Raw genomic sequence first — 18,753 nt, 5'->3', positions numbered from 1 at the left:
ACACTATGTGTCCATTTAAGTGCAAATACAATGCGAAAGCAAACTAATTGCGGTCGCGCTGGAACAGCGTTGCTACTGAGCGGCGGCGGCGCGCGAGCCGCTTATCAAGTAGGTGTCCTCAAAGCGCTAACACAAAGCCTTCCAAGAACGGCGCCACTGCCATTTAAAGTGATCACAGGCACCTCTGCCGGAGCAATTAACTCTGTGGCGCTTGGATGTTGGGCTTCGTGTGCTCATTTGGCGAGCCGCAAGCTTGAGCAAGTCTGGGGACAGTTTCACACCAGCGATGTTTATCGCAGTGATTTTGCGCATGTATTTGGCCATCTTATAAAAAACATTTTATCGAGCTTTCGCTCTGGGCACGCCAATCATGCCCCAGCGAGCTTATTCAACAATGCCCCTTTGCGGCAGTTATTAGCCGACGTGCTGCCTATGGAGCGTATCGACCGTAACATTCACCGTGGTGTGCTCGATGCGTTAGCAGTCACTGCATCTAACTACAGTACCGGCGACTCCGTTACCTTCTATCAAAGCAATGAGGCAAAACCCTGGCGGCGGGCCAAACGTCAGGGTGTCAAAGCTCGCATCCATTTAGAACACCTGATGGCCTCCAGTGCTATTCCCGTGGTCTTTCCCAGCGTAAAGATTCGACATCAGTACTATGGTGATGGTTCCATTCACCAGATGTCTCCCCTGTCCAGCGCCATTCATCTTGGTGCCGAGCGCATCTTTGTTATCGGTGTTGAACAACCCAAAGAGGAACATCGTAAATATGCGCCGCACTACCCGGGCATTTCGCATATCGCGGGGCATCTGTTGGACAGCGTGTTTGCTGACACACTGCATGGTGATTTAGAGCGCCTTGAGCGCATTAACCGTACGGTGGGATTGTTGAGCGCGAAAGATAAACATCGTGAACTTAAACATATCGATACGATGGTGATCAACCCATCACATAACTTTAATGCCATTAGTAGCGAGTATTACGATGACATGCCGCTGGCGATTCGCACCCTACTACGTGGTATCGGCGTAAAACGCTACAGTGAGTCGAGCTTGCCGAGCTACTTGTTGTTTGAACGCCGTTATACACAACACTTGATGGAGCTAGGTTATCAGGACGGGCTGGCGCAACTGGAGCAACTGCGCGCGTTTTTGTGTCTCGATTAACTGCCGCCATTGAGTAAAAAGCGCTCGCAACGCTCTACTCGCCGAGGTTTGCCCTTTAACACCAACACGTCATGCCCCTGTAGACTGGTTTCAATACTGGGCGCTTCTATCTCACGTCCTTGACGACGCAGTGCGGCAATACTCACACGCCGTGCTTGCAGGTTGAGCTCGGCGATGGTTTTACCCACGGCATAGGCGTTATCTGCCAAGGCAAATACATGCAAGTACTCTAAACGCTCGGTGTTTTCATCGCGGTGTGGCGCCTCATCACTAATATAATAACTGTGCAATAAGGAGTAACGGTTTTCTCGCTCTTGGCTAACCCGACGAATAATACGCTTCATCGGCACCCCACTCATAAATAGTACATGAGACGACAACATCAGGCTGGCTTCTAACGACTCAGGCACGACCTCTGACACGCCACTTTCTTTTAACTCATCAAGATGGGCATCATCGGGCATGCGCGCGAGAATATTCACCTGCGGCGCGACTTGTTTCACTACCTCGGCGACCATTTGTACCTTGCTAAGATCAGTGAAGGTAATCACCACCAAACGCGCCTGTGCCGTTCCTGCGCGCTCAAGAATGCTTTTTTGCGTGACATCGCCAAACATCGCATGGTAACCGGAATTTCTTCCTTGTTGCACGAGGTAAGGGTCCAGTTCAATGGCAACAAAAGGCAACGCCTCACTGGAAAGAAAACGCCCGATATTTTGTCCAACTCGCCCGTAGCCACAAATTATCACATGCTCACTAAGGCTTTCATCAACACACTCAATGCGCTCGGGGGCTTCAGTACTTGCGCGAAAAAGATGATGTACCCACTTAGGCGAGTGCTCTATTAAATACGGTGTAATGGCCATGGAAAACACCCCTAAGGCGATGAGAAACGACGCCAACTCACCGGCAAAAATTCCCTGGTTCCCAGCTAAAGCCACCAACACAAAGCCAAATTCCCCCATTTGACAGAGCATCAGGCCTGCACTTAAAGCATCGCTTTTGCGCTCTCCCATCAGTTGCGCAATGCCAGCCAGTAACACCAGTTTACTGAGCATCAACACCGCTAACGCGGCGAAAATAATATGCGCATGCATTAATACATAGGCTAGGTCTAACTGCATCCCCACGGTGACAAAAAAGAGCCCCATAAGGATGTCCCGGAACGGCCGAATATCACTCTCCAGTTGGTGACGGTACTGGCTTTCACCCAACATCATTCCCGCTAAAAAAGCCCCTAACGCCATGGATAACCCGAACCAGTAAGTCAGCCCACCGGCAAATAATGTCACCAATAAAGTGGTTAATACAAACAGCTCTTCATTACGCATCCGCGCCACTTCATTGAAGATCCGTGGCAAACACCATTTGCCGATGGCCCACAGCAAGGTGCACACAACGGCCCCTTTGGCCAAAGCCATTGCCAAACTATAGGTCAATGACTGCTCAGTATCACTGGCCAGTAACGGGATGGTAATAAGCAGCGGTACCACGGCTAAATCTTGAAACAGCAACACCCCAACTGCGAGTTGACCGCGCCGTTTCTGCAGCTGCCCGGTGTCCTTCAAGCATTTAACCACCACCGCCGTGGAGGACAACGCCATGAGCGTCGCGATGGCAAACGCGCTCAACGCGTCAAACGCAAAACCCCACAACAACAAGAAAAACACCGAAGAAGTGAGCACCACTTGCAGTAAGCCAACACCAAATACGATGTTGCGCATGGCAATCAAGCGTGGCAGGGAGAATTCGAGGCCCAAACTGAATAATAAAAAGACAATGCCAAGCTCAGCGATACCATGCATTTCATGGCCATTAGCAAGCCAGGCAAATCCATGCGGTCCGGCCAACAGCCCTGTGGCTAAGTACGCTAAGATAGGCGGCAATCCAAGGCGTTTAAACATCCACACTAAGATCACCGCACTGAGTAATAGACCCATCAATTCAATAAACAGCTGTTGCATGGCACTCCTTTGGCGTCAAAGACCTGACTCTGGGCTAATACTTTACCATTAACTATAGCAAGGGCTTGTTTTATATCCAGTTTAAAAATTTGGCATGTTTTTCGCTTATAAACACTACGAATTTAGTCTGGGAGTGCAATAGATGGATAATGTCCACATTTTGACTTATGCCAATACACAATCAAGCCATGATCAGCAGCAAGCGGCATCGTTTTGCCGCCCGCAATCTGCGGTCAATGTCGTGGCGTTAACCCAGCAACTTCAGCGTAGTCTGGAAGTGGTGGTGTTGCTTGATACGTTCGCGCAATTTGTGGCGCCTTACGCCAGCTTTGATGGCCTGCAGTTACACAGTAGTTTGGGCGTCAGTGAAATGAGCAACAGCCGCAACACCAGCGTCGCCAATCGCTTCGATATTGACGTTGAACGAGAGCATCTCGGGCAACTGGTGTACTACAGCCACAGCCCGTTTAGCGATCAGCTATGTACGCAGCTAAAACAATGGCACCAAATACTCAGCTATCCACTGCGCAACGCCCTCACCTACAATCGGGTGTTACGCCTGGCTACGCGCGACCCATTAACGGGGCTGAATAATCGCAGCGACTTCAATATTGGCATGGAAAAGAAGCTCGAGGTTTGCCGCCGTCAGAACCGTCCTTTCAGCTTGATGCTATTGGATTTAGATAACTTTAAGCAGGTTAACGACCAACAGGGCCACCAAGTGGGCGATGAAACGCTACAAGAGTTTGCCATGATCCTAAAAAGTTCAGTACGCGGTACCGACTCGGTCTTTCGTTTTGGCGGCGATGAGTTCGCGGTGCTGATTGACGACGACGATTTTGATACCAACCAAGTTGTCGCCGAGCGAGTGCAAAAGGCGGTGCATGCCAATGCGTTGATGTCTCGTCATGGTGTGACAAGCAGTATTGGTTATGCCTTGGCTGAGGCCAAAGACTCTAGTATGAGTTTATTTGCTCGCGCCGACAAAGCCTTATATCAGGCGAAGAACTTAGGCCGCGATACCCATTATGGTGAAGCTAACAGTCACGCTTTAGAGCGCACTAACTTAAACACACACAATAGCAGCCAAAACCCAGAGAAAAATGCCAAAATCAGCTGAAACAAGGATGTAAAGCTGGGTATATCAATGGCAATAACACTCACCAGCGGTGCCAGTACCCCGAGCATGAAAAACATGCCGCCCTTGCCTAGCCAGTAAGCGAGTAACAAAGCACCGCATAACACGCCACTGAAACCTGCATATGCCAATACATTGACATGTAATGTGCTCAGCAGCAGCGCCACCACTAATAACGTGAAGGTAACGGCTAGTGCCGCCGGGGCTTTGTTGACTAAAGATAAACCTACTTGGGGCGTTCGCTGCACTGCCATTGTACTCCGTTTTTGCTGAAATAATCATAATTATAGAAATAGCCGACCACGGCCACCAAGACATCATCGTAGTATATAAGCGGCACGCGTTGACGCTGCCACGGAGGCACTTGCAGGGCTTTAAACCACTGTGACAACTTCTTAGAGTGCGCTTTATTATGAGGACGAATTACGCTACTTAGCTGTCCAAAGCGCACGCTCAACTGCTCTGCTCCCTCTAGAGGGCGCACTCCTTCGCCTGCTTGAGCACTCAGTACGGTGCCATCACTCAACGTCACACTCGTACAATCAGTGCTTAAACGCTGCGCTTCCAAGCTCGGTTGCTCCGTGCACAAATAAGCATGGTCTTGATATCGGCGTAATACACATGACGAGCCGTGCAAACGCTTCAATACCACTTGCATCTGACTGTCAGCGCGAGCGCACGATAACTGCTGAGCTAAGTCCTGTAGTTGCTTTTCACTGGGCATCACCACATCATGGCTGTGTAGCCAATAACGTAGCGCATTGTGGTAGCGTGCGCCGCTGAGTTTACGTAGTGATGTTAGATTAAGTGAGCTCTGGGCGTGGGCGTTAGCAATATCATCGTGCGCAATTTCATCCAACAACTTTTGCTGGCGCTGTATGATTGCCATACTCTGCGCGACTTTTTTATAAAAACCGTTAAAACGCGCACTGAGCAGCGGTAATGCTTGATTGCGTAAAAAATTACGATCAAAGCCGTTATCATCGTTTGATTCATCATGAATATGAAGCAGGCCCTGACGCTCTGCATACTCGTTAAGCTCGGCGCGAGAAAAACCCAACAGGGGCCGTAGTAGCGGCCGTTGATGCCAATAGCTCAACGCCTGCATGCCACCAAGCCCTTTCAACCCAGCACCACGTTTAAGGCGTAAAAAGAAGGTTTCCACTTGGTCGTCGCGGTGCTGACCAAGTAGCAACACATAACCCGCTGGCGCACAGCTATCAAGTGCTTGATATCGCTCTTGCCGAGCTTTATCTTCAATACCACGACGCGTTTGTGTGCCAATGTGGACATGCTCGCTGAAAAACGCTATCTCACGCTGCTCACACTGCTGTGCACAGAAGTCTAACCACTGATCGGCGTGAGCGCTCAAGTTATGATGAACGTGAATAGCACACAGCGCTAGGTTTTCACGCTGAGCATAGCGCCAAGCCAACTCTAAAAGCACCATAGAATCGAGGCCACCGCTTAGGGCCACCGCCAATCCTTTTGTGTCTGGCACACATTTCAGTAAAGCATCAAGCTCTGAGGAAAAGGTATCTTGCATAGGTAGGCAATAAAAAGGCCGACAAATATCGGCCTTACTAGCGATGGCTTAACAGTAACCAAAGCTCATTAAGCGCTGATAGCGAGCATCAAGCATCTCGTCAACGCTATGTTCACGCAGCTCGGCTAAATCGCGCTTAAGCTGTGCTTTAAGGCTTTTCGCCATGGCATCGTAGTTGCGATGAGCGCCGCCTAAAGGCTCTTCAATGACGGTATTGATGAGATCAAGCTCTTTCACTCGCTGCGCGGTCACACCCATGGCCTCGGCTGCCAAGGGCGCTTTTTCTGCACTTTTCCATAGAATCGATGCACAGCCTTCAGGGGAGATCACTGAGTAGGTACTGTATTGCAACATGTTCACTCGGTCGCCAACACCAATGGCTAATGCACCACCAGAGCCACCTTCACCTATCACGGTACATACTGTTGGCACTTTCAATGCCGCCATGACCTTCAAATTACGAGCAATTGCTTCACTTTGGCCGCGCTCCTCGGCACCCACACCAGGATAGGCTCCAGGGGTGTCGATAAAGGTGAATATAGGCATTTTGAAACGTTCGGCCATTTCCATTAGGCGCAGCGCTTTGCGATACCCTTCCGGTTTAGGCATGCCAAAATTGCGCTTGATCTTCTCTGCCGTATCACGGCCCTTTTGCTGGCCGATCACCATCACTGGTTCGCCGTCTAAACGGGCTACACCACCGAGAATAGCAGGGTCGTTAGCGAAGGCACGATCGCCCGCTAGTTCATCAAATTCGGTAAAAATACGTTCAATGTAGTCGCGCGTATAAGGACGCAAAGGGTGACGCGCTAACTGCGAAACTTGCCATGCGCCTAACTCAGAGAAAATCTTTTCAGTTAGTTCGACATTTTTCTCTTTTAAACGGCTGACTTCTTCTTCCAGCCCTAAATCTAGTTCGCCAGCACGACTCACTGTGCGTAACTCTTCAATCTTCGCTTCCAATTCGGCAATTGGCAGTTCGAAATCCAAATAATTGAGACTCATGCTCTAATTAACCCATTTAATTAAATTCTAATTCGATATCTTGCGCCGTCAGTAAGGATAACTTATGAATCAAATCATCCGCTGGCGTCACACACCATTGTGTTCCTAGTTCTAGCTCGGCTAAGGCGTCCGGCCGGCGATAAACGACTTTTATCGGACACGTACCGAACTTATATGGTTCCAGCACTTTCTCTAACTTTTCGAAGAAGTTAGCATCAATTTTCGCCATATCTACCGTCATTTTCATCGCTTTAATGCGCTTTTCACGGGCCTCAGCGAGTGTACAGACGTCTCTGGCGGTCATTGTAATGCCGCCAGAGAAGTTATCAAAGCTGACCTGTCCGGTTATAACCAAGATATTGTTGATTTGTAGCAATTCTTGGAAAGTTTCGAACTGTTCTGGGAATAAGCGTACATCAATTCGCGCACTCTTGTCATCTAAGGTCAGCAATCCCCAACGTTTATTCTTTTTATTAACCAAGGTGCGTGCATTTATCACCAGCCCGGCCGCTGTGGTTTGCACATCACGCTCTGTGGGCACTAAATCCACCAACTTGCCGCTGGTGTAATGTTTAAGCTCACTGCGATATTGGTTAATAGGATGGCCGGTTAAAAACAGCCCCAGCGTTTCGCGCTCGCCATCCAACCATTGGTTATCAGTAAAATAAGGCACCCGCTTAAAGGCTTGTTTGACTTCCTCAGGTTCAGTAGCCAACAGCCCAAACATATCGCCTTGGCCTAATTGCTCGGCCTTGTTGTGCTGCTCGGCTGATTTAATCGCTTCAGGCAGTGAGGCCATTAAAATAGCACGTCCACCTTGTACTTGGTCTGGGCCAAGCTTATCCATGGCCCCCGACATAATGAGCTTTTCAATCACCCGTTTATTTAGGCGTTTTAAATCCACCCGTGCACAAAAATCAAAGAGATCTTTAAACGGACCATCCTGCTCGCGGGCACTGAGAATGGCTTCAACAGGTCCTTCACCCACGCCTTTGATGGCGCCGATACCGTACACAATCTCACCTTGGCGATTCACCGTAAACTTGTAGAGACCGGCATTAACATCCGGAGGCAACAAGGCGAGCTTCATATTCTCGCACTCATCAACCAAGGTCACGATTTTATCGGTGTTATCCATATCTGCTGACATCACCGCCGCCATAAATTCAGCGGGGTAATGGGTTTTCATCCACAGGGTTTGGTAAGACACCAAGGCGTAGGCAGCAGAGTGCGATTTGTTAAATCCGTACCCAGCGAATTTTTCCACCAAGTCAAAGATTTTCATCGCCAGTTCGCTGTCAATTCCCTGACTTTGCGCCCCTTCAGCAAAGGTTGAACGCTGCTTTGCCATCTCTTCTGGCTTTTTCTTACCCATGGCTCGACGTAGCAAATCTGCGCCACCGAGTGAGTAGCCAGCGAGTACCTGAGCAATCTGCATGACTTGCTCCTGATAAAGGATAACCCCGTAGGTGGGCTCCAAAATCGGTTTCAAGCTGTCATGCTGATACTGCGAATCTGGGTAGGAGATTTCTTCGCGTCCGTGCTTACGGTCGATAAAGTTATCAACCATGCCCGATTGCAAGGGACCAGGTCGGAATAAGGCCACCAGGGCTATCATATCCTCAAAGCAGTCCGGCTTCAGGCGGCGGATAAGATCCTTCATCCCGCGCGATTCGAGCTGGAAGACCGCTGTGGTTTCGGCTCGTAACAGCAGGTCGATACTGGCGCGGTCATTGAGGGGAATGGCATTGATGTCCACCGGCTCCTTGCCTTCACGGGCTAGGCGCTCGTTGGTCATATCCAGTGCCCACTGCAAGATGGTCAAGGTACGCAGACCGAGGAAGTCAAACTTCACTAAGCCGGCGGTTTCCACGTCATTTTTATCGAATTGCGTGACCGGGAACTTGCCTTCCTCATCACAATACAGCGCCGCAAAATCAGTGATGGTGGTCGGCGATATCACCACGCCGCCAGCGTGCTTACCGGCGTTTCGCGTACAGCCTTCAAGAATACGGCACATATCAATGAGATCGCGCACTTCCTCATCGCCGTCATAGGCCTCTGGCAGTCGCGGCTCAACCTCAAAGGCTTTTTCCAAGGTCATACCCGGGTCGCCAGGCACCAATTTGGAAATACGGTCAACAAACCCGTAGGGATGGCCCAATACCCGCCCCACATCGCGGATCACCGCCTTCGCGGCCATAGTACCAAAGGTGATGATCTGTGATACTGCATCACGACCATATAATTTGGAAACGTGATCAATCACCTCATCCCGTCGGTCCATACAAAAGTCGACATCGAAATCCGGCATTGAGACCCGCTCGGGGTTCAAAAAGCGCTCGAATAGTAAATCGAATTGCAGCGGGTCTAAGTCGGTAATTTTCAGGGCATACGCCACCAGTGAACCGGCACCGGAACCACGTCCTGGGCCCACTGGGATATTGTTATCTTTGGACCACTGGATGAATTCCATAACGATTAAGAAGTAACCGGGGAAACCCATCTGGTTAATAACATCGAGCTCTATTTGCAGGCGCTCGTCATATTCGCCGCGACGCTCAGCGCGTACCTGCTCATCAGGAAACAGGAATTGCAACCGCTCTTCTAAACCTTCACGAGAGACTTTAACCAAGAAGTCGTCTATTTTCAGCGAACCGGTGGGGTAATCTGGCAAAAAGTAAGTGCCTAGCTGGACGGTCACGTTACAGCGCTTGGCGATTTCAACGGTATTGGCGAGCGCCTCAGGAATATCACTGAATAGCTCGGCCATTTGCGCTGGGGTTTTTAAATACTGTTCGCTGGAGAAGCGCTTCGGTCGGCGCTTATCCTCTAAGGTATAGCCGTCATGGATGGCGACACGAATTTCATGGGGCTCGAAATCTTGCTGCTCAAGAAACACCACTTCATTGGTTGCTACCACAGGCAGTTGATGGGCTGTCGCGTGCTCAACGGCCAAATGTAAGTAGCTTTCTTCATCAGCGCGCCCGGTGCGCATTAATTCAAGGTAGAAATTGCCGGCAAAATGTTGGCGGTAAAATTGGCTGATCTCTTCAATCACTCCAGCATTGCCCTTAAGCAGCGCCTTGCCCAAGTCACCGTCCTTGCCGCCACTGAGTAAAATTAGCCCGTCACTGTGCTCGGCCAACCACTGACGGTCAACCATAGCGCGGTGCATCACATGGCCACGCAAATAGGCTTTAGAAATCAGTAAGGTGAGGTTGTTATAGCCTTCGTTATTCTTTGCCAACACCACCAAACGACAAGGCTCATCGGGAAACTCCGGGCTATTGAGCCAAATATCGGCGCCGACAATGGGTTTTATCCCAGCGCCATGGGCGGCACCATAAAAACGCACCAGACCACACAGGTTCATTTGGTCGGTAATGGCTAAGGCGCTGAGCTGCTGTGCTTGCGCCGCACTGACAATAGGCTTGGTTTTAGCCAAGCCATCAACCATGGAAAAGTCGCTGTGAACGCGCAGATGGACAAATTCAGGTGCGGCCATTATTTCCCCCGCTCAGCGAGTACACGCTGCACCGGTTTAAAGCTCTTACGGTGAAACTCGGTGGCTCCATGTTCAGCCAATGCCGCAAAATGAGCTTTAGTTGGGTAGCCTTTATGGCCCGCAAAGCCATATTCGGGGAATTGCGCATCCAAGGCTATCATTTCCTCATCCCGCGCCACCTTAGCTAAAATCGAAGCGGCGCTGATTTCAGCCACCAGCGCGTCGCCTTTGACCACGGCTTGTGCAGCCACATCGAGCTGCGGTAGGCGATTACCATCAACAAAGACAAAGTCAGGAGTAATATCAAGCCCCGCCACAGCTCGCGACATGGCAAGCATGGTCGCGTGCAAGATATTGAGCTCATCTATCTCGCTGACACTGGCACGGGCAATACAGTAACTCAATGCCTTTTCTTTTATCTCAGCACTTAAGGCGGTGCGCTTTTTATCGCTCAGCTTTTTTGAATCACTTAGTCCGGCTATCGGTTTATTGGGGTCAAGGATCACCGCTGCGGTCACCACATCCCCCACCAGCGGGCCACGCCCCACTTCATCTACACCGGCAATATACTGAACATCGGGACGATTAATCTGCATCAATAAGCTCCAATACGGCTTTGGCTGCTTGAGCACTGGCATCGCAGCGAATGTCTTTATGGATTTGCGTAAAACGCGCAATCAAGGCTTGATTATCCCCGTATAACTTAGGCTCAAGCGCGGCGCATAAGTTATCGACATTGCACTGGTGCTGTAAAAACTCGGGAACCAGCTCCTCGTCAGCCAACAAATTAGGCAACGAGAAGTACTTGATGGTGAAGGTAAACACATGCTGCACCATCCAATAGGTCATGGCTTTGAGCTTGTATCCCACCACCATAGGCTTTTTATACAACATCCCTTCCAGTGAGGCGGTTCCCGACGCCAGTAAAATAGCGTCACTGGCTTGCATCGCTAAGCTCGATTGACCATCAAGTAATAGCGCGTTTAACTTCGGTGCATGTTGTTGTTGCAACGCTAAGAACTGCGCTTTGCGCGCTTCGTTCACCAAGGGCACCACAACTTTTAAGTCTGGATTAGCTTGCTGCAGACGCTCGGCCGTTTGCGCATAGGTGGGTGTCAGTAGCCCCACTTCCGAGCCACGACTACCCGGTAACAGCGCCAACACTTTATCGTCGCTACTGAGCCCCAGTTGCGCTCTTGCATGCTGGTTGCTTTGCTCTACAGCGATATCATCGGCTAAGGTATGGCCGACAAAGGTGCATGGCACTTGGTGCTTGTCATAAAAGGCCTTCTCAAAAGGCAGCAGCGACAGCACTAAATTGGTGGCTTTGGCGATGTTATGAATGCGCTTTTGTCGCCACGCCCACACCGAAGGACTGACATAATGCACAGTGGTGATCCCCGCTTGCTTCAATGGCAGCTCAACGCGCAAATTAAAATCGGGCGCATCAATGCCAATAAATACATCAGGGGGATTGTCGATAAAGTGCTGCACCAATCCTTTGCGAATCTTTAACAGCTTAGGCAAGCGCGAGAGCACCTCAACGAGTCCCATTACCGAGAGCTCTTCCATATCAAACAAGCTTTCACACCCGAGGGCGTTCATACGGGGACCGCCAATACCGACGAACTGGGCATCAGGGTGGCGTTGTTTAATGGCTTTTATTAGGCCTTCACCAAGAATGTCACCGGACATTTCACCGGCAACGATGCCGATGCGAAGAGGTTGAGTGGCGCTCATATTGGGGACAGATTCCACTTTGGGCTGTTGTTATTAATCGCCTAGTCTACCCTGTTTGCGATGCGCTTAAAACCTCGTTGCTATTAAATGCACAATCCTTCTACGCCCTAGCTTGATGAGCTGGTTGATATTTTTCCTGTGTGCCTTTCTTTTAAATTAGATGTTGCTAATATTGTGTTGACTTCGTAAGCAGTAGTCTGGATACTAACGAAAGTTTCAGTAATTACTGAAACTTTAAACAAGCTTACATTAAGGGGTGTTCCATGATAGATGAATCCTTTGTAGACATTTCCCGTCTACAATTTGCAATCACTGCCTTCTATCACTTTTTGTTCGTGCCGCTCACGTTAGGGATGACATGGATTTTGGTGATAATGGAGTCTGTCTATGTAATGACAGGGCGCGAAATTTACCGTGATATGACGAAATTCTGGGGGAAGTTATTTGGTATTAACTTCGCCTTAGGGGTGGCCACCGGACTGACTATGGAGTTCGAGTTTGGTACCAACTGGTCTTATTATTCTCATTACGTTGGTGATATCTTCGGTGCGCCCCTTGCCATTGAAGGGCTGATGGCGTTTTTCTTAGAGTCCACCTTGGTCGGCATGTTCTTTCTAGGCTGGGATCGGCTCAGTAAAGTGCAGCACTTGGGGGTAACCTTCTTTATGGCAGTGGGCACCAACCTTTCCGCGCTGTGGATTTTAGTCGCCAATGGCTGGATGCAAAACCCTGTGGGTTCAGAGTTTAACTACCTGACCATGCGTATGGAAATGCAAAGCTTTGCCGAATTGGTGTTCAACCCAGTGGCACAGGTTAAGTTTATTCATACCGTCTCTGCCGGCTATGTTGCCGCCTCTATGTTTGTGCTTGGGATCAGCGCCTTTTATATTCTTCGCGGTCGTGATGTTGCTTTTGCTAAACGCTCGTTTTCGGTTGCCTGTAGTTTTGGCTTAGCCTCGGTATTATGCGTGATTCTGCTCGGCGATGAGTCCGGCTACGAGGTCGGCGAGGTGCAAAAAGTGAAACTCGCGGCGATTGAAGCGGAGTGGGAAACTGAGCCTGCCCCAGCTGCTTTCACGTTATTTGGTTTTCCAGACTCTGAAACACAACAAACCCATGCGGCGGTAAAAATCCCCTATGTTATGGGCATTATTGCTACCCGCTCGCTGGATGAGGAAGTCACCGGCATTAAAGAGTTGCAACAAAACCATGAACAACGTATCCGCAGTGGTATGGTGGCTTATCGCTACTTGGAAAAGCTGCGTAATGGCGAGGAAACACCAGAAAATATTCGTCAATTCAATCAGTACAAAGACGACTTAGGCTACGGCTTACTATTAAAGCGTTATTTGGATGACGTGTATAACGCCGATGAAGAGCAAATCCAAAAAGCGGTGCAAGACTCTATCCCGCAAGTTGGGCCCCTGTTTTGGGCATTTCGTATTATGGTTGCCTGTGGCATGGTGATGCTGCTGATCTTTGCCGCCGCGTTTTATTACAATGCTAAACGCCAAATCGAGCAAAAACGTTGGCTACTCAAAGCGGCGTTATTTGCCATACCACTGCCCTGGATTGCCATTGAAACAGGGTGGTTTGTGGCTGAGTATGGCCGCCAGCCTTGGGCTATTTCCGAGGTATTACCGACCTTTATGGCCACCTCGAGTCTGACCTTTAATGATGTGCTTATCTCCTTAATTGGCTTTATTACCTTTTACACCATATTGGCCATTATCGAAATCTGGTTGATGTTGCACTTTATTAAGCAGGGGCCAAGCTCACTGCACACAGGTAAGTATTACTTCGAGCGTCAACAGCAACTACAGGAGAGCAAATCATGATATTTGATTATGAAACGCTAAAACTTATCTGGTGGGTGCTTATTGGCGCATTGCTCATTGGCTTTGCCATTACTGACGGCATGGATATGGGCGCTGCCACCTTGTTACCTTTCGTTGCCAAACAGGATGTCGAGCGCCGAGTAGTGATCAACACCGTAGGTGCACACTGGGACGGTAACCAAGTCTGGCTTATTACCGCAGGCGGTGCACTCTTTGCCGCTTGGCCCATGGTGTATGCCGCTGCCTTTTCAGGCTTCTACTTTGCCATGATGCTGGTGTTGTTCGCGCTGTTTTTCCGCCCCTTGGCCTTTGACTATCGCTCGAAACTGGATAACCCAACATGGCGGAACCGCTGGGATTGGGCGCTTTTCTGCGGTAGTTTCATTCCAGCACTGATTTTCGGGGTGGCCTTTGGTAACTTGTTGCAAGGGGTGCCTATTCATATCGATAACCTCATGCGTGTGAGCTATCACGGCTCCTTCTTTGGGCTGTTGAATCCTTTTGCGCTGCTATGCGGTGTGATCAGTGTAGCGATGCTGGTTGGCCACGGTGGCGTATGGTTACAAATGCGCACCGCTGAGCCCGTAGCTTCACGTAGCGCCCGTTTCGGTCGCATCGCGCTGGTTGTCGCCCTCGCTGGCTTTGCCTTGGCCGGTGCGTGGCTGACGCAAATCGACGGCATGCAGATTGTCACTATGGCCGATACCAATGCCCATGCCGACCCATTAGCAAAAACAGTGACAACGGCAACTGGTCTATGGTTGAACAATTACAGCGAACGCAGTTGGACCTTGGCGTTCCCAACCTTGGCGTTTGCCGGAGGTCTGTTGGCCTTGTTGTGCTCACTTAAGGGTAGACCTGGTTTTGGCTTCATCTGTTCGAGCATCATGTTGTTAGGCATTATTATGACCTTTGGCGCATCCCTGTTCCCGTTCATTATGCCTTCCAGCCATGACGCCAATATGAGCTTAACCATTTGGGACGCCGTTTCCAGCCACATGACTTTGAATATCATGTTTATTGTGGTCGCTATACTGCTCCCCATAGTACTGTCTTACACCACTTGGTGTTATGTGAAGATGTGGCGCCGAGTAAGCAGTGAAGAGATTGAAAACAACACCCATGGCAGCTATTAAGGAGGCACTATGTGGTATTTTACGTGGATTTTAGGGGTATTATTCGCTGTTGCCTTCGGCGTGATCAACGTCATGTGGTATGAGATGGGCCAGCATAATGATTGTGTGGCCGACGATCACAAGGAGCATGATTAATAAATGACCCCCCGCCCCAACCGCGCGCAGCAAAACCAGCTGCGCGTTTTTTTAAAAAACTTTTCACGCTCACAAAATGGCGCGATGCTGACAAGCATTTCTTTAGGTATCGTCAATGCCTTACTGATGATAGTGAGCTGTTACTTATTAGCACACATTTGCCATGCGGTGATGTTTGCAGATGAGCACTTAGCACAACAGCACACCCAGTTAGCCATACTGGCTGGCATAGTGGTATTGCGAGCACTGTGCAGTGGCGTTAGTCGCTATGTCAGTGAGCGCTGCGCCATTGCCCTAAAACAACAAATGCGCCATGCACTTTGGCAAGCCATGGTCACAAAACAGCGCCAAGGTCAGCTTGAACACAGCCCCGCGCAGTTGGTCAACACCCTTAACCAAGGCGTGGAATCACTGCACGATTACTTCGCCAAATACATTCCCGCTGTCGCTTACGCAGGCTTCATCCCTCTCGCTATTATCGCGGTGGTGTTTCCTATCGACTGGCAATCTGGATTAATCTTTCTTGTTACGGCGCCACTCATTCCTTTTTTCATGATTTTAATCGGTTATAAAGCCGAGGCGCTCAATGAGCAAAACTGGCAGCAGCTACAGCGTCTTGGCCATTATTTTATGGACCGCCTACAAGGCTTAGTGCAGCTGAAGCTATTCAATAACGAGCGCCAGCAAATTGAAAATGTCGCGCTGATGGCCGATAAATTTCGCATCACCACCCTCTCGGTACTGCGTATTGCCTTTATATCCACCTTAGCACTGGAATTTTTGGCGACCATCAGTATCGCCTTAGTGGCTGTGATTATTGGCTTTCGCCTTTACTTTGGCTCGTTAGATTTTGCCACCGGTTTTGTGGTGCTGTTGTTGGCGCCGGAGTTTTATCTGCCGCTGCGCCAGTTAGGTCAGCACTACCATGCCAAGCTCAAAGGCTTAGCCAGTGCCAGCTCAATGCTGTCGCTGCTACAAAAAGCAGACAACGACCCCCTAAAAGGTGAGCAATTAGCGAACCATATCACTATCCATACAGTGAGCACCGAGAATCTGTGCTGGCGCTTTGACGACGCCCAGCACGACACCTTACAGCAGTTATCGCTTACGTTCTGCGGCCCCGGTCTGCATGCCATTGTCGGCGCAAGCGGCAGCGGCAAGTCCACATTACTGGATTGCTTGATGGGCCTAAAGCCAAGTGTCGCCGGAGCCATTAAAATAAACAACCACGCCTTAAATACTTTAGACATCCAGCAATATCAACAGCGCATCGCTTGGGTTGCCCAATCGCCGACTCTCTTTAGTGGCAGCATCGCCGAGAATGTCGCCTTGGCGCAACCAGACGCACCACTGAGTGCCATTCGCGCGGTCTGTAAAGACGTAGCTCTGGATGATTACATTATGACCCTCGCGCAAGGCTACGACACCCCCATAGGCGAGCTCGGTAAAGGGTTATCCGGAGGGCAAATACAGCGCCTAGCTTTGGCCCGTGCCCTGTTAGGCAAACCCGATGTGCTGTTTTTAGATGAACCCACAGCGGCCCTTGATAAGCACAGTGAGGCGCATGTGCAGCAGTGTTTAGAGCAGCTCAGCAAACGCTGCTTAGTTATCGTTATTGCCCATCGTTTGCATACCATCAGCGATGCACAGCAGGTGGTGGTCATGGAGCATGGCCGTATCGCTGAGCAAGGTAATTACTCACAGTTGATACAGCACCCCCACTCAGCACTCAACCACTTACTCCAAGGAGCGGCGGTCGATCATGGCTAATTGGCAGTTTTTGTTATCGTTATTGCGTCCACACCTAAAGTGGGCAGTCATTGGCTTGGCACTGGCGCTGTGCGCCTTAATAGCGAATGTTACTTTGTTGGCGATCTCCGGTTGGTTTCTTGCAGCCATGGCCAGTGCCGGGCTGCAAGGGATCACCATGAACTATTTTACCCCAGCGGGCATTATTCGTTTTTTGGCGGTGGTGCGCACCGCCAGTGGTTACGGTCAACGCTTGGTCAATCACAACACCACGTTTTTGGTGCTTAAAACCTTGCGAGTGAGCGTGTTTGCAGCACTCACCAAAGTGCCCTTACAACAATTCACCAGTATTGGCCAACAGCTATCGCAATTGCAAGACGATGTTGAGCGCCTTGATGAGTTTTACATTGGTGTGCTGTTGCCGGTTTTACTTGCCCTTGTTGCGCTGCCTTTGTTCGCTTGGGTATTAAGCCTGTATAGCACAATGTTGATGGTGGTCAGCGTCAGTGCACTGCTGCTGTGCGGCGTACTGTTACCCTGGTGGTTGAGCCGCAACTTAAAGAGCATTGGCACACACACCCAAGCGGCTCACACACAGCTTAATGAGCGCTTGGTGGAAGCGACCCGGGGGTTAAAAGAGCTACAACTGGCCGGCGCCTGTGAGCGCTACTGGGAGCACATCGATCATGCCCAACACGCTTTAGCTAAAGAACAACAACGCTCACAAAATTGGTATGCGCGCCATCAGGGACTGTCATTATTTGTTAGCCAACTGACCATTATTCTCGTGCTTATCGTCATGATCCCCATGGTCACCAGTGGCGCTATGGTTAACGTCAATCTGGCGATGTTGATGTTATTGGTACTCGGGGGATTTGAAATTGTGCTAACACTCCCTGATGCCATGCTTAAACTCGAGCTGACATTGGCAAGCAGCGAGCGCTTACGCCAATTGGTGGTGCAGCCCAAGCACAATGAAGCTAAGGAGATAGGCGAGCTCACTAGCCAAGAGGTATACTCCCTGCATGCACTGAATTACACCTATCCCGGTAGCAGTAACGGCATAACAGATATCAGCTTCACCATTCAGCAAGGCGCAAAAGTGGCTATTGTTGGTGCCAGCGGTGCTGGCAAGTCCACCCTACTGGCCTTACTCAGTGCCCAGCTGCAGCCGAGCTCAGGCAGCCTGGAGTGTTTTTCTCGCCCGCTTTCGAGTCTTAACACGCATTGGCTTTACCAGCACTTGGGTATGTTGTCGCAACAATGCCATGTGTTCAGTAGTAGTATTAAGAACAATTTGCTGTTGGCGAAAGACGATGCCAACGAGCAGCAACTTTGGCAGGTGCTTGCGCAAGCGCAGCTGAAGGATTTTGTCGCGACAACCGAGCATCAGCTCGATACGCTCGTGGGCACTGGCGGGCGGACTCTATCTGGAGGCGAAGCGCGACGTTTGCACATTGCCCAGCAATTATTACGCGACCCGCGCGTGCTGTTACTCGATGAGCCCACACGCGGACTGGATAACCGCAACCAAGAGCTGGTTATTGACGCCTTAATGGCACTGTTTAACACTCGTACCGTGATCACCGTGACCCATGAAAGCACGCTGTTAAACCGTATGGACCGAGTAGTTTGGCTCGAGCAGGGCCGTGTTAGGGCCACGGGCACACATCAGCAACTGCAAAAGCACCGTGATTATGTCCGCCTAACCAGTGTGATTAACTAGTGACTAGTCCTGAAATAAGTTGACACTTATTTTGATTAAAACGCCTGATGTACTTCATCGGGCGTTTTGTATTTTAGAGCCAGGTGTGGGCGTCTCTT

General features: G+C 50.1%; 14 protein-coding genes. 7 read left to right on the top strand and 7 right to left on the bottom strand.

The features are described 5' to 3' along the window. The first annotated feature begins 30 nt into the window (after nt 1-30). Nucleotides 31-1,170 (top strand): patatin-like phospholipase family protein, encoded by a 1,140-nt coding sequence (locus MHM93_RS17245; RefSeq protein WP_239449969.1) that lies wholly within the window; start codon nt 31-33, stop codon nt 1,168-1,170. On the opposite strand, the gene MHM93_RS17240 is transcribed toward MHM93_RS17245, so the two are convergent. After that, the gene (locus MHM93_RS17240) at nt 1,167-3,134 is read right to left on the bottom strand and encodes a monovalent cation:proton antiporter-2 (CPA2) family protein (protein WP_239449967.1); all 1,968 of its coding nucleotides are present in this window, start codon (nt 3,132-3,134) and stop codon (nt 1,167-1,169) included. The genes MHM93_RS17245 and MHM93_RS17240 overlap by 4 nt on opposite strands. Nucleotides 3,135-3,276: 142 nt before the next feature. On the opposite strand from MHM93_RS17240, the gene MHM93_RS17235 reads away from it, so the two are divergent. Next, nucleotides 3,277-4,254 (top strand): GGDEF domain-containing protein, encoded by a 978-nt coding sequence (locus MHM93_RS17235; RefSeq protein ID WP_239449966.1) that lies wholly within the window; start codon nt 3,277-3,279, stop codon nt 4,252-4,254. On the opposite strand, the gene MHM93_RS17230 is transcribed toward MHM93_RS17235, so the two are convergent. Genes MHM93_RS17230 through lpxB form a run of 6 tightly spaced genes read right to left on the bottom strand, consistent with a single transcriptional unit; the run spans nt 4,179 to nt 12,071 of the window. Continuing rightward, complete coding sequence (locus tag MHM93_RS17230; protein ID WP_239449965.1) at nt 4,179-4,526, bottom strand: hypothetical protein; 348 nt, start codon at nt 4,524-4,526, stop codon at nt 4,179-4,181. The two genes, MHM93_RS17235 and MHM93_RS17230, sit on opposite strands and share 76 nt — an antisense overlap. Further along, complete coding sequence (gene tilS / locus MHM93_RS17225) at nt 4,499-5,818, bottom strand: tRNA lysidine(34) synthetase TilS (protein WP_239449964.1); 1,320 nt, start codon at nt 5,816-5,818, stop codon at nt 4,499-4,501. Before tilS ends, MHM93_RS17230 begins: the two co-directional genes overlap by 28 nt. Before the next feature lie 48 nt (nt 5,819-5,866). Then, nucleotides 5,867-6,823, bottom strand: coding sequence for an acetyl-CoA carboxylase carboxyl transferase subunit alpha (accA, locus tag MHM93_RS17220; RefSeq protein WP_022946673.1), 957 nt, complete (start codon nt 6,821-6,823; stop codon nt 5,867-5,869). A gap of 16 nt (nt 6,824-6,839) precedes the next feature. Continuing rightward, nucleotides 6,840-10,331, bottom strand: a complete 3,492-nt coding sequence (dnaE, locus tag MHM93_RS17215; RefSeq protein WP_239449963.1) for a DNA polymerase III subunit alpha — start codon at nt 10,329-10,331, stop codon at nt 6,840-6,842. After that, nucleotides 10,331-10,927 carry a ribonuclease HII gene (gene rnhB, locus MHM93_RS17210; RefSeq protein WP_239449962.1) on the bottom strand — a complete coding sequence of 199 codons (597 nt, stop codon included), beginning with the start codon at nt 10,925-10,927 and terminating at the stop codon, nt 10,331-10,333. The genes dnaE and rnhB overlap by 1 nt, the downstream gene beginning before the upstream one ends. After that, the gene (gene lpxB / locus MHM93_RS17205; protein WP_239449961.1) at nt 10,917-12,071 is read right to left on the bottom strand and encodes a lipid-A-disaccharide synthase; all 1,155 of its coding nucleotides are present in this window, start codon (nt 12,069-12,071) and stop codon (nt 10,917-10,919) included. The genes rnhB and lpxB overlap by 11 nt, the downstream gene beginning before the upstream one ends. A 263-nt stretch (nt 12,072-12,334) precedes the next feature. On the opposite strand from lpxB, the gene MHM93_RS17200 reads away from it, so the two are divergent. The 5 genes from MHM93_RS17200 to cydC are packed head-to-tail and all read left to right on the top strand — an operon-like array spanning nt 12,335 to nt 18,655. Beyond that, entirely contained in the window at nt 12,335-13,909 is a 1,575-nt protein-coding gene (locus tag MHM93_RS17200) for a cytochrome ubiquinol oxidase subunit I (RefSeq protein WP_239449960.1), read from the top strand. After that, nucleotides 13,906-15,045, top strand: a complete 1,140-nt coding sequence (gene cydB / locus MHM93_RS17195; protein ID WP_275444315.1) for a cytochrome d ubiquinol oxidase subunit II — start codon at nt 13,906-13,908, stop codon at nt 15,043-15,045. The genes MHM93_RS17200 and cydB overlap by 4 nt, the downstream gene beginning before the upstream one ends. Before the next feature lie 9 nt (nt 15,046-15,054). Further along, complete coding sequence (cydX, locus tag MHM93_RS17190) at nt 15,055-15,180, top strand: cytochrome bd-I oxidase subunit CydX (RefSeq protein ID WP_022946769.1); 126 nt, start codon at nt 15,055-15,057, stop codon at nt 15,178-15,180. A 3-nt stretch (nt 15,181-15,183) separates the two neighbouring features. Beyond that, nucleotides 15,184-16,950 carry a thiol reductant ABC exporter subunit CydD gene (gene cydD / locus MHM93_RS17185; protein ID WP_239449959.1) on the top strand — a complete coding sequence of 589 codons (1,767 nt, stop codon included), beginning with the start codon at nt 15,184-15,186 and terminating at the stop codon, nt 16,948-16,950. Next, on the top strand, nt 16,943-18,655 hold the full coding sequence (gene cydC, locus MHM93_RS17180) for a thiol reductant ABC exporter subunit CydC (RefSeq protein ID WP_239449958.1): 1,713 nt from the start codon (nt 16,943-16,945) through the stop codon (nt 18,653-18,655). The genes cydD and cydC overlap by 8 nt, the downstream gene beginning before the upstream one ends. Nucleotides 18,656-18,753: the final 98 nt, after the last annotated feature.

This window comes from Pseudoalteromonas sp. MM17-2 (assembly GCF_022347945.1).
Lineage (GTDB): Bacteria > Pseudomonadota > Gammaproteobacteria > Enterobacterales > Alteromonadaceae > Pseudoalteromonas > Pseudoalteromonas ruthenica.
The sequence above is the reverse complement of the archived record's forward strand: the minus strand, read 5'-3'. Positions and strand labels throughout refer to the sequence as shown.